This is a genomic window from Actinoallomurus rhizosphaericola, from assembly GCF_024055675.1.
Lineage (GTDB): Bacteria > Actinomycetota > Actinomycetes > Streptosporangiales > Streptosporangiaceae > Actinoallomurus > Actinoallomurus soli.
Map to the genome: position 1 here is coordinate 408592 of NZ_JAMXMW010000004.1, position 11883 is coordinate 420474.

Genomic DNA, 11883 nt, shown 5'->3' on the forward strand with positions numbered 1-11883 from the left:
AGCGTGGCAGTACACAGACCGGAATTTGCTCTTTATCTCACTTGAGGGACGGTTGTCGCAGAGCAAGGTTTCTGACCGGGAAGGTGGTGGGGGCTCGCGCGTCCGTGGGCCTGCCGCGTGGATGTCTCCAGCACTGCTCCCGCGGACCGGCGGGGCACCGGGCGGATGACCGGCGTATGGGCCGCGGCCCCGCACCCCGTGGTGGTGGCCGACGGCGCCGGCCGGGTGGTCGAGCTGAACGAGGCCGCCGCCCGGCTGTTCCCGCGCGCCGAGCCGGGCGCGAGCCTCGCGGCCACGACACCCGGGTGGCTCGCGGAGGCGCACCGTGCCGCTGTCGCGTCGGGAACCGTGGACGAGCCCGTACGAGGCGAGGCGGGCGAATACGGTTATGAAGCCCGTGCGACCTTCTCCCCGGATGGGGACGTGATCTGGTGGCTGGTCGAGGACACCGACCGGCGGCGGGCCGAGACCGCGCTGGAGACGGAGCGAAGGCGCACGGCGCTCCTGATCGAGGCGGCGGGCGCCCTGCTGACGACGCTGAACTACGACCGGTGCATGGAGGTCGCGGTACGGCTGGCGGCCGAGCACCTGGCCGACGCCGCGATCCTCGTCGCGCCCGCCACCGGGAAACGGCTGCCGGTCGCGTACGCGATCCGCGGCGCGCAGGTCTCCCGCCGTACGCTGCGGGCCGACCCGGCCGAGGTCCCGGGCCTGAGCGAGGCGCTGCAGGGCTTCCCGCCGATCCCCTCCCGCTGGATCGACCCCGGCCGGTTGCCGTCGTGGGCCGTGCCGGAGGGCTTCGGCGGATCGGTCGGCGCGGTCGCGGTGACGCCGCTGCCCGGGCACGGCATCCCGGCCGGCGCGCTGATCCTGCTGCGCCGGAGCGACCGGCGAGGGTTCGGTGACGACGAGGAGGTCTTCGCCCGGCTGTTCGCGGCACGGGCGGGCGCGGCGCTGTCGGCGGCCCGCGTGTACGCCGACCGGACGGGGATCACCGAGATCCTCATGCGCGAGCTGCTGCCGCCGCGACTGCGCCACGTCCACGGGGTGGCCTACGCCGGTGGCTACCGCGCGTCGGTGCGCAGCGAGCTGGTGGGCGGTGACTTCTACGACGTCCACCCGGGCGAGGACGAGGAGACCGAGTCCCTCGTCGTCCTCGGCGACGTGTGCGGCAAGGGCCTGGAGGCGGCGGTCACCACGGGCCGGATCCGCACGACGCTGCAGGCGCTGCTGCCCCTGGCCGGCGACCACCTGCGGACGCTGTCCCTGCTCAACGGGGCGCTGCTGAACTCCGGATCGACCCGGTTCGCCACCCTGGTGCTCGCCTCGGCGGTGCGCGCCGGTGACCGGGTGCGGCTGCGGCTGACCAGTGCCGGGCATCCGCCGCCGCTGATCGTGCGGCGCGACGGCGTCGTGGAGGAGGCCGCCACGCGCGGCACTCTGATCGGGGCGTTCCCCGACGTGCAGGCGACGACCGCCGGGGTAGAGCTGGCGCCGGGGGAGACGTGCGTGCTCTACACCGACGGCATCACCGAGGCCCGCGGCGGGCCGCTGGGCGACATCATGTTCGGCGAGGAGCGGCTGAAGGACGCGCTGTCCGAGTGCGCGGGGATGCCCGCCGAAGGCGTCGTGGAGCGCGTGCAGATGCTCGCGGCGGAATGGGCCGGCGACCGCGACCACGATGACATGGCCGTCGTGGCGATCAGCGCACCGCAGGCCGGGCGTCCGGAGGCGGCGGGGCGACGTCCACGCGGTGAGGAGATCCCGCGATGACGGCTTCGGCTCCGGACCGCAAGGGCACCGAGGTCCTGTCCGCCCGGCTGTGGGACGTCGTGCGCGGCGGCGACGAGTACGCCGCGGTGGAGATCGTGCTGTCGGCGGTGGACGCGGGCCTGGACGCCGAGTCGGCCCTGCTCGACGTGGTCGCGCCCGTGCAGGGGAAGGTCGGCGTCGAGTGGGCCGCCAACCGGCTCAGCGTCGCGGAGGAGCACACCGCCTCGGCCATCAACGACCGCGTCATCGCGGCCCTGGCTCACCACGGGTCCGCGCCGCGGCGGTCACACCAGGGGCGGATCACGGTCGCGTGCGTCGACGGGGAGTGGCACGCCCTGCCCGCCCGCCTGCTGGCGGAGACCCTGCGGCTGCGCGGCTGGCAGATCGACTTCCTCGGGGCGCAGGTGCCCGTTCCGCACCTGATCGACCACCTGCACCGTACGGGACCCGACGCGCTGGCCCTGTCCTCCTCCATCCCCACCCGCCTGCCCGCCGCGCACACCGCGATCAGGGCGTCCCAGGCGGCGGGCGTCCCGGTCATCGCCGGCGGGGCGGCCTTCGGTCCCGGCGGCTGCTACGCCGACCGGCTCGGCGCCGACGCCTGGGCCCCTGACGCCCGTGCGGCGGCCGACCGCCTCGCCGAGATCGTCGCCCGGCCGTACGTCCCCCCGGCGGCCCACGAGCCCCTGGACGACCTGCCGCACCTGGCCGACCAGGAGTACACCCTGGTCACCCGCAACACCCACCGGCTCGTCGCGGCGGTCCTCGCCGCGATCGAGGAACGGTTTCCGGCCATGGCCGGCTACAGCGAGCGGCAGCGCCGGCACACCGCCGAGGACATCGCCCACATCACCGAGTTCCTCGCGACCGCCCTCTACCTGGACGACTCCGGGCTGTTCACCCGCTTCATCGCCTGGACCGCCGACATCCTCGCCGCCCGCGGCGTTCCGGCGCACTCGCTCACCCTGGGCCTGGACCTGCTGACCGAACAGCTCACGGACCTCCCCCGCGCCGTCGCCCTGCTCCGCGACGGCCGCGCCGCCGTCCCGCTCGCCCGCTGACCGAGGTGCGCCCGCGTCCGGGCTCGAATCCCACACGATCGAACATCGCGATCGGGGCTTTTGCCCCATAGTCGCCCTCATATTGACGGATTTGACCGTAATGCTTAATTTACGGCAAAGACCGCAGTCATCCAGTACCCCGCCGCCGCGTCTGCCCCGCCGGCCACCGCCGACGACCTCACCTGCCGGTTCCCGACACCGTCATGCGCGGACACCGCCCGCCTTCCGGAGAACCAGGTCCTCCGCCTCACCCTGGAGTTCCCCATGCGAGGACATCGACGTACCCTCTTCGGCCGTGCCGCGACCCTCGTCGCCGGACTGGCCCTGATCCTCTGCACCGCGCCCGGCCTCCGCGTCGCACCGGCGGCCGCCGCGTCCCAGGTGTGCTTCCTGTCCTGTGACACCCTCGACCCGTCGCGGGCGGCGCAGGAGACGTTCCCCGTGCCGCAGAAGAACATCAACGGCCGCACGCTGGTGCTGCACGTGTCGGACGCGGACGGCATGGCATGGGGGAGCATCGACGACGGCACCACCGGCGACGCCGTGTGGCTCGACCGGTCCTGGGACGGCGGGCAGACGTGGGAGGGCCTGCTCGGAAAGGCGAGCATCCCCGCCACGTGGACCGGCACGCGGACGCTCATGTACAACATCTCCGACCCCCGCGGCCACCGGCGCGGTCTCATCCGTGCCTGCGGCGACGCCGGCGCGGTCACCTGCACCGACTGGGTCTACCCGACGGTCTGCGACGTCCGATGCGACCGCACCGACGCGGGGCAGGCGAACGGCGACAGCCGGCCCGTCCCCGCGACCACCCTGTCCGGCCGGGTGATCCGGCTGCACACCGACCGGAACGGGATGGCCTGGGCCGGCATCGAGGCGGGCGCTCCGGGCGACGAGGTGTGGCTCGACCGCTCATGGGACGGCGGCGCGACCTGGCCCGACGGCTCCTCGCTCGGCCGCCTCTCGGTCGCGAGCGGCGCGACCGCCGCCCGTACCGCGATGTTCGCCACCCGTGACCCGCGCGGCCGCCTGTACGGCGGCGCCGTCCGTGCCTGCGGACGAGCGGTGTCCGGGCAGAACGGCAGCTGCACGGCATGGGCACGGCCCGCGCCGTCACGGGCCGCGGCGGCCGCCGACGCCCTGATGTACTCCTACGACCCCTACACCGGCTGGTGGCCGAGCAGCTGGTGGAACTCCGCGGCGACGCTCACGACGCTCATCGACGACGGCGACCACCAGCACGACTGGGTCATCGCCCGCACGTTCGACCAGAACAAGGGCGTGTTCCCGGCCGGGCAGCGCGGCACCGATCCCATCGAGGGGAACTTCGTCAGCCGCGCCATCGACGACAGCGCGTGGTGGGGCCTCGCGTGGGTGGCGGCCTACGACCACACCGGCGACCGGCGATACCTGACCATGGCCACGACGATCGCCGACTACGTGAACCAGTACTGGGACCCGAGCACGTGCGGTGGCGGGGTGTGGTGGAACCGGGAGCGCACCTACAAGAACGCGATCACGAGCGGTCTGTACCTGCGGCTCGCCGCGTCGATCCACCGCCGTACGCCCGGCGACACCATCTGGCTGCAACGGACCCGTACGGCCGCGACGTGGTACCTGAACAGCGGGCTGATCAACTCCGCGAACCTCGTCAATGACGGCCTCACCCAGGACTGCCGCAACAACGGCCAGACGGTCTGGACCTACAACCAGGGCCTCGCCATCGGCGGCCTGGTCGAGGCGTGGCGCGCCACCGGCGACACCGCACTGCTCACCGCGGCGCGACGACTCGCGGACGCGGCGATGACCGGTCTCACCCAGAACGGGATCCTGACCGAGTCGTGCGACGTCGGCCAGAGCACCTGTGACGACAACCAGAAGCAGTTCAAGGGCATCTTCAGCCGCTACCTCGCCGACCTGGCGGCGGCGACCGGCGCCTCCGCCTACCAGGTGTTCGCCCAGCGGCAGGCGGACTCGATCTGGGCCCACGACCGCGACCCGCTGAACCGGATCGGCCAGCGCTGGGCGGGCGGCGCCCCGAATCCGTCCGACTGGCGCACCCAGGCGAGCGGCCTCGGCGCCCTCACCGGCCCGCCCCGGACCGGCCCCTGATCCGGTGGGCCGGCGGTGTGGGGGGGGGGGGGGGGGGGGGGGGCCCCCCCCCCCACGTCTTGCCGGGATCAGGCGGCGGTGCAGGTGGGGGTGGGGGCGGTGTTGGAACCCGAGTAGGTCGCCTGGAAGCCGAAGGACGTCGAGGCGCCGGGGCTCAGGCCGCCGTTGAAGGAGGCGTTGGTCGCCGTGACGGCGGCGCCGGACTGGGTGACGGTGGCGCTCCAGCCGTTGCTCACGGACTGGTTGCCGCCGAAGGACCAGGTCACCTTCCAGCTCTTGGTGGCCGTGGTCCCGGAGCTCTTCACGGTCACGGTGGCGGTGAAGCCGTTGCCCCAGTCGTTGTCCACGTGGTACGCGGCGGTGCAGGCCGCGCTGCCGGAGCCGCCGCCCCCGCCACCGGTGCCTCCTCCGCCGCCCGAGCCGTCGCCGACCGGGTCGAAGGCGGTGGACTTGACGGAGGACAGGTAGGCGTCCTTCGTGGTGTTGACGGTCGTCCAGTCGTCGTTCAGGATGCCGCCGGTGTCGCCCGAGTTCGGGTTCAGGCACCAGAACGTCCACTGGAACGAGTCCGTGCCGGTGCCCATGTACTTCACCAGGGCGGACAGCCACTGCTGGTCGATGGTGGACTGCAGCGTGGTGCCGAACTCACCGACCCAGACCGGGGCGACGTTCTGCTTGAACAGGTAGCCCCAGAACTTGTCCCATACGGCGGGCATGTTGTCGGGGAAGTTCGAGGCGTGGAACCACGTCTGGTCGGACACGCTCGTGGCGTAGTCGTGCGCGGAGTAGACCAGGCGGTTGGCCACGGAGAGGCGGACCGGGTAGGTGCCCGCGCCTTCGAGGTTGCCGCCCCACCAGCCGGAGTCGCCGTTGTAGGTCTGCACGCCCTCCACGAAGATCAGGAGGTTCGGGTTGACCGAGAGGACCGCGTTGCCGCCCCGCTCGGCGGCCAGCCGCCAGTCGGTCGAGGTGTCCCCGCAGCCCCAGCAGGCCGGGTCGTGCGGCTCGTTGTGCAGGTCGATGCCGACGACCGCGGTGTTGTTGGCGTACCGGCTCGCGATCGCCTTGAGGTTCGCGATCCAGGTCGACTCGGGGACGCTGGAGGTGTACCAGAGCGCCGACTGGCCGGAGGAGTCCGGGCGGTGCCGGTCCAGGATGACCCGCAGGCCGATGGAGCCCGCGTAGTTCACGATGTGGTCCATGACCTGCAGGGAGTTGAGGCCCTGCAGGTCGGCGTTCTTGCCGCTGGAGAAGTCGATGCTGTTGGGGACCGTACTCGACTTGAAGATGTCGTCGGAGTACGGCAGGCGCAGGGTGTTGTACCGCAGGGACTTGAGCTGGTTCAGCACGTCCTTGTAGTCCCGGCTCCACAGCCCGTGCACGACGTAGTTCGCGGTCTCGAAGCCGAACCAGTTGATGCCCGCGATGCGTACGGGATTGCCGCTGGAGTCCAGGATCTGCCGGCCGCTGGTGTGCCAGTAGCCGGCGCCCGCGGCGCGTGCCTTCGGAGCGAGGGAGACGCCGCTGGTGAAGGCGGCGATGAGGGCGAGGACAAGGACGACCAGCGGGAGAGATCTGATTCTCAGGCGTGCTCCATGGGCGAGCATGACACCACCTAACGTGACTCGTGCGGTTCAGACCCCGATGTGCCCCCCGACCCACCGGATTATGGGAGCGCTCCCACGGCCCCGTCGAGACGGCGGTCCGCGATGGGGGAGCGGCGTCCTCCCGCTCGCCCGGCCGGGACCTCCGCGCCGGCGCCCCCGAGCGGTGCATCCCTCAGGTGACCTGCGCAGCGACGGCTGCACGGCGCGCGCCCGACCGCGCCCATCGACCGGGGAACGGCGCCGGCCCGTACGCCGCCGGGCATGAAAGTTTCGGCCGCGTCGCCGGTCAGCCCCGGCGGGCGATGATCATGCCGGCGGCGCGCCAGCCACTGGCCAGCGCTCCCTGCTGGGACGGGCTGTCGCGGTGGTCGCCGGCGACGTAGCGGCCGTCGCCGAGCGCCACCGGCCGGCGCAGCCGGCCCAGCGGCGGTGCGGCGTCGGGCAGCGCGTGCGGGATCCGTACGGTCGCCAGGTGCTCCCACTCCCCGGTGGCCGTGCCGTAGACCCGTGCCAGTTCGGTGCTGATCGTGTCGTGGTCGGCGTCGGGCGCGGCGACCGTGGTGGCGACCAGGTGCCGGCCGGGCGGGGCGTAGGTGGGCACGGCGTTGCTGACCACGATGGTGTTCGCGATGAACGGGCCGCCGGGCCGGCCGGCGCCGTCACCGTCCAGGACGAGCGTCGCCTCGTCGAGCGGCGGTTCGGGGGCGGCGTGGTAGACGGTGGTCAGCGCGTGCATGCCCGGCGCGGGGAGTTCGGGCAGCAGCCGGGCGGCGGTGACCGGGTCGGTGGCGACCAGCACCGCACGCGCCCGTACCGGCCCGGACGGGGTGTGCGCGACCGTGCCCCGCAGCCGCTCCACCGGTGCGCCCAGCCGGATCCGGCCGGCCGGCAGCGGCGCGGCGATCGCCGCCGTTACCGCGCCCACTCCCGCGCGGGGCAGGCCGATGCGGCCGTGGACGAACGACCGGACGATCATCGCCAGGGCGTGGCTGGAGGTGCCCAGGCCGGGGTCGGCGAGGACCCCGGACAGGTACGGGCGGACGAGACCGTCGAGCATCGCCGGGGAGAGCCCGCCCATCACCCGGGCGGTGGTGGTCTCGGGCTCCTCCAGCAGCCGCGCCGGGGGCAGGGCGGCGTACCGGGCGATGATCGCGGCCAGGCGCACCCGGTCGGCGACGGTGCCGATGCCGCCGACGGCCGACCGCAGCATGCCCGGCACGCCACGTGGGTCGCGCAGCGGATGCGCGTAGCGCTCCAGCCGGTCCCCGTGGCGGACCAGCACCCCGGCGCGGAACCAGCCCATGTCCAGCGCGGCCGGGTCGACCAGGGCGGTCAGCCGTGGGTACGCCGTGTTGACGATCTGGAAACCGCGGTCCAGCAGGAACCCGCCGGCCTCGTCGGTGACCACCCGGCCGCCGACACGGTCACCGGCCTCCAGGATCAGGAAGTCGGCGCCGTCGCGGTGCAGGCGCCGGGCGGCCGCCAGCCCCGCCATCCCGGCTCCGATGATGAGTACGTCGGTGTCCGCCCCCGTCACCTCCTGTCCATTTCCCCTCGCCGCATCGCTCATGCGCCGAGCCGCTACGGCGAGGACGCGGCGGCGGGGTCGGCGCCCCCGGTCGTGTGGCGGCTCGCCGGCCGCGCGCCGTACCAGTCCAGGCACAGCACGGTGGCGTCGTCGGCGAGGTCGCCGTGGCACGCGTCCATGAGCGCGCCGGTCAGGACCCGAACGGCCTCTCTGGGGTGCAGGTCGCGGCTGTCGAGGAGGAGCGCGGCCAGGTCGATCCCCCCGGCGCGCTCCCGCATGCCGTCGGTGTACAGGAGCAGGCGGTCGCCGGGGCGCAGGTCGAGGTCCTGGACGGTGTACGAGGTGGGGGAGAACAGCCCGAACGGCAGGTCGACGGCCAGCGGCACCTCCTCGGGGACGCCGTCGCGCAGGCGCATCGGCCAGGGGTGTCCGGCGTTGACGATCTGCGCGTGGCCGTCGTCGAGGTCGATGCGCAGCAACTGGCCGGTGGCGAACCCGCTGCGGCCGTGGTCGAGCAGGGCCTGGTGGGCCTGCTGTGCCTGTTCCGCCACGTCGCATCCGGCCCGGCGTGCCCTGCGCAGCGCGTTGACCAGGAGGGTGGCCAGGATCGCGGAGTCCACCTCGTGCCCCATGGCATCGGTGACGGACAGGTGAACGGCGTCGCGATCGAGCGTGTAGTCGTAAGTGTCCCCGCCGATGTCGTCGACGGGAACGAGAGCGCAGGCCAGGGTGAACTCGGCCGCTTCGCAGCAGGCCGCGGCCGGCAGGAGCCGGTGCTGGATCTCGGCCGCCAGGCTCATCGGGGTGGTGCGCTGACCCCACTCGTACAGGTCGGTGAAGCGCCGGTCGGTGACGATGATGTACGCCAGCGCGTGCGCCGCCTCTCTGACCTGCCGAAGCACCTCCTCACCGGCGTCGGGCAAGGTCAGCTCCAGCACGCCGATGGCGTCGCCGCGGTTGGTCACCGGCGTGATCACCCGCTGTCCGCCGTCGTCGGCCGGCAGCCGGCGCGGCCTCTGGGTGCGCAGAACGGTCTCATAGTCGCTGTTCCGGAGGGCGACACGTTCGGCGTGCCCACCGCATTGCACCTCGTGGGTCAGCCGCACCAGTCCCTGCCCGATCAGGTCGACGATGAGGAACGACACCGCACGCGCCCCGAACCGTTCGCACAGGCTGCCCGCGACCACGTCGACGGACGCCACAGGCTCGGCGTTCTCGGCCGCCGCGAGGATCTCGCTCAGCCCGAACCTCTCCTCACGGGTCCGGGGACTCATCTCGGGAACCCTTCTCGGGAGTGGGCAGGGAGCCGGGACGGCCGGAGTCGTCGAGCCCGGGATTCTGGTACCAGCACCCCTCGGACGGGACGGTGTCGAAGCGGCTGGTGCCCTCGGCGTTGCCCAGGAGATCGTTGTCGTGCACGAACCCGGCGTGACAGTCGCCGGAGTCCGTGATGACCAGGCCGTGGGTCTGCGTCTTGTCCGGTTGGCTGTCCCAGGCCCGGTTCCCGCAGATGGTCGCGCTGTCGGTGCCGGCGGCCAGCCTGATGCCCGCCCTGACCTCGGGTGCGCCCGGCAGCCGGTACCGGGCGCCGGACGGCGGAGGGCCGTCGGACCACGCGGTGGGCGATCCGGGGCGTCTCGGGGCGAGTTTGAGCTCCGTACGGCTGTTGCCCACCACCAGCGCCTCCTGATCCGCGGCGGTGACGCACTTGCCCTTGTGCCCGTTGGGCCGCCAGTCGGCCGCGATGTCGACCACGGACAGCGGCGTGTAGGACACGCTCTCCCCGGCGTCGTCGTATTCGTGCTCGCACCGCCGGCCGTTGTTGCGGAACCTGTTGTTGGTGACGGTGGGGTCGGTGAGAGGCGAGTCGACGGTGATGCCGTCCAGGCCGTTGCCCCAGAACTCGTTGCCGTCGATGATCACGTCGGCGGCCACCGCCTGCCGGCCGCTGTCCAGGTTGTGCTGCCAGTACCCGTAGCGGCCGTTGCGGCTGATCCGGTTGGCGGCGAAGGTGTACGGGCCCGGCGTGTTGCCGACCGCCACGCCGTCGGTGACGTTGTCCTCGATGATGCAGCCGGTGACGACGCCGCCGCGCCCGGCGACCCCGGAGGGGCCGAGGGCGGACACGTCATAGCCGGCCTGGAGGTTGGCGAGCATCGTGCAGCCGGACACGACCAGCCCGTCCGCGCCCCAGTCGGAGATGCCGAACCGGTTGCCCTCGGTATGGCAGCCGACGACGCGGATGCCGCGGGTGGGGGCCCAGTCGGCGTCCTGCAGTTCCACGAAGATCCCGTTGGTGCCGTTGTCCACCGCGGTGCAGGCCGAGATGGTGCAGCGTTCGATGGAGCCCCAGCCGCCGACGCCGATCCCGATGCCGGCGCCGCCCATCGACTCGCCCGGGTCGAGCCGCCCGCAGTGGACGGTCAGGACGTTCTCGACGAGGGTGTCCTGCAGGAAGTCGCAGCCGAATCCCGTACTGGCGACGTCGTGGATGTACAGGTCGCGGAAGATGCCGCGCAGCACGTACTGGAGTCCCAGCCCCTTGGAGTAGGGGTCGTACTCCTCCAGTTCCACGCCGGAGCCGTCGATCTCGAAGCACGCGAAGGTGCAGTCGGCGATGTGCCGACTCGGGCTCGCGCCGTGCTGCTCGATGGTGAACCACGCCAGCGGAGTGCAGACGGTCCGGTCACCGGGGTTGGCCAGCAGGAAGCGCGTCGCGGACCGGCCCGCGCCGATCAGGGAGATCCCGCTCCGCCAGGCGGTGGCACTGTCCCGGATCGAGTACCTCCCCGAGGGACAGTAGATCGTACGGGGCTGGCCGTCGTCGGCGCAGGCCGCCCCGAGGGTGTCGACCAGCGCCTGGAGCGCCGGCTGGTCGTTGGTGACGCCGTCACCGGCGAGGCCGTGCTCGCGGGCGTTGTAGACGAACGGATCCGCCCAGGGGAAGAAGGTCCCGGGGCGACCGCTGCCGGCGGACGAATCTGGACCTGACATGTTCTTCTCACCTCAGTGCGCGGCCGTGCGCAAAGGAAACGGTCTCCTGCGCCGCTCACTGCGTCCGGTTCCCTCGCTCATGAGCAGAAAACGCGCGTCATCCGAAAGTGTCCTGGTCTTCGGCGGGTGACGCGCCGGGAAGGACGTTTCGCCGCCCGCGGCAGGGGCAGAGGCGCGGTGAGCGGTCGCGAGGAACGGCTCCCGAGGCGGACGGAGATGAACCGATCCGAGAATCTGATCAGTGTCCTGACCGAGGACCATCGTGATTTTGAGCAACTGCTGTCCGAGGTGGGTCATCTGACCGACTTCGGCCGGCTGCGGCGTTCGGTGGGCGAGCTGATGATCGCGGAGATGGTCCGGCACGCCGTCGCCGAAGAGACCTACCTGTACCCGGTGGCCCGCGCCCGCCTGCCCCAGGGGCAGCTGATCGTCGAGCAGGAGATCGCCGGGCACGAACAGATCGAGCAGATCTTGCGGGACCTGGGCAGACCGGATCTCACCGATGCGGAGTTCTCCTTCCACCTGTCACGGCTGAAGGCCGAGGCGTACCCGCACGCGCAGGCGGAAGAGGACCGGCTGTTCCCGCTTCTGGCCAGGCACCTGAGCGAGGAGGAACTCGTCGACCTCGGGCGGAAGGCGATGGAGGCGAAGGAGAAGGCGTCGATCCGGCGGTACCTCGCGGACTCGGACTCCTCCCTTCGGGACCGGATCGTCGCCTCGGGCGCGACTCTGGTCGAACGGGTCCGGGGCTACCTGCGCACCGGCGCCTACCCGCTCTGACCGGCGGCCGGGCGGTCAGAGCGGGCCG

The 11883-nt window shown here is 72.3% G+C and carries 8 protein-coding genes; 4 read left to right on the forward strand and 4 right to left on the reverse strand.

The window, feature by feature from the left end; genetic code table 11:
• Positions 1 to 165 precede the first annotated feature (165 nt).
• The 3 genes from NE234_RS13145 to NE234_RS13155 all read left to right on the forward strand — a co-directional run bounded on the left by NE234_RS13145 (position 166) and on the right by NE234_RS13155 (position 4946).
• Complete coding sequence (locus tag NE234_RS13145) at positions 166 to 1773, forward strand: PP2C family protein-serine/threonine phosphatase (protein ID WP_252779237.1); 1608 nt, start codon at positions 166 to 168, stop codon at positions 1771 to 1773.
• Positions 1770 to 2834, forward strand: coding sequence for a cobalamin B12-binding domain-containing protein (locus NE234_RS13150; RefSeq protein ID WP_252779238.1), 1065 nt, complete (start codon positions 1770 to 1772; stop codon positions 2832 to 2834). The genes NE234_RS13145 and NE234_RS13150 overlap by 4 nt, the downstream gene beginning before the upstream one ends.
• A gap of 264 nt (positions 2835 to 3098) precedes the next feature.
• Positions 3099 to 4946 (forward strand): glycoside hydrolase family 76 protein, encoded by a 1848-nt coding sequence (locus tag NE234_RS13155; protein ID WP_252779239.1) that lies wholly within the window; start codon positions 3099 to 3101, stop codon positions 4944 to 4946.
• 68 nt (positions 4947 to 5014) lie between these two features.
• Here NE234_RS13155 and NE234_RS13165 read toward each other — a convergent pair whose 3' ends face one another.
• The 4 genes from NE234_RS13165 to NE234_RS13180 form a co-directional block, all read right to left on the reverse strand.
• A complete protein-coding gene (locus NE234_RS13165) occupies positions 5015 to 6553 on the reverse strand; it encodes a cellulase family glycosylhydrolase (protein WP_305886686.1) in 1539 nt (512 codons plus the stop codon).
• Positions 6554 to 6839: 286 nt separating this feature from the next.
• The gene (locus tag NE234_RS13170; RefSeq protein ID WP_252779240.1) at positions 6840 to 8090 is read right to left on the reverse strand and encodes an NAD(P)/FAD-dependent oxidoreductase; all 1251 of its coding nucleotides are present in this window, start codon (positions 8088 to 8090) and stop codon (positions 6840 to 6842) included.
• A 44-nt stretch (positions 8091 to 8134) separates the two neighbouring features.
• On the reverse strand, positions 8135 to 9355 hold the full coding sequence (locus NE234_RS13175) for a PP2C family protein-serine/threonine phosphatase (protein ID WP_252779241.1): 1221 nt from the start codon (positions 9353 to 9355) through the stop codon (positions 8135 to 8137).
• Positions 9336 to 11075, reverse strand: coding sequence for a right-handed parallel beta-helix repeat-containing protein (locus NE234_RS13180; protein WP_252779242.1), 1740 nt, complete (start codon positions 11073 to 11075; stop codon positions 9336 to 9338). The genes NE234_RS13175 and NE234_RS13180 overlap by 20 nt, the downstream gene beginning before the upstream one ends.
• Before the next feature lie 216 nt (positions 11076 to 11291).
• Between NE234_RS13180 and NE234_RS13185 the strand changes: the two genes are divergently transcribed.
• Positions 11292 to 11855 (forward strand): hemerythrin domain-containing protein, encoded by a 564-nt coding sequence (locus NE234_RS13185; RefSeq protein ID WP_252779243.1) that lies wholly within the window; start codon positions 11292 to 11294, stop codon positions 11853 to 11855.
• The last annotated feature ends 28 nt before the right edge of the window (positions 11856 to 11883 follow it).

Excerpts from the sequence above, each read along its gene's own strand:
- NE234_RS13185 (WP_252779243.1), top strand. The coding sequence starts at position 11,292 with ATGAACCGATCCGAGAATCTGATCAGTGTCCTGACCGAGGACCATCGT.
- NE234_RS13175 (WP_252779241.1), bottom strand. The coding sequence starts at position 9,355 with ATGAGTCCCCGGACCCGTGAGGAGAGGTTCGGGCTGAGCGAGATCCTC.
- NE234_RS13145 (WP_252779237.1), top strand. The coding sequence starts at position 166 with ATGACCGGCGTATGGGCCGCGGCCCCGCACCCCGTGGTGGTGGCCGAC.
- NE234_RS13165 (WP_305886686.1), bottom strand. The coding sequence starts at position 6,553 with ATGCTCGCCCATGGAGCACGCCTGAGAATCAGATCTCTCCCGCTGGTC.
- NE234_RS13150 (WP_252779238.1), top strand. The coding sequence starts at position 1,770 with ATGACGGCTTCGGCTCCGGACCGCAAGGGCACCGAGGTCCTGTCCGCC.
- NE234_RS13155 (WP_252779239.1), top strand. The coding sequence starts at position 3,099 with ATGCGAGGACATCGACGTACCCTCTTCGGCCGTGCCGCGACCCTCGTC.
- NE234_RS13180 (WP_252779242.1), bottom strand. The coding sequence starts at position 11,075 with ATGTCAGGTCCAGATTCGTCCGCCGGCAGCGGTCGCCCCGGGACCTTC.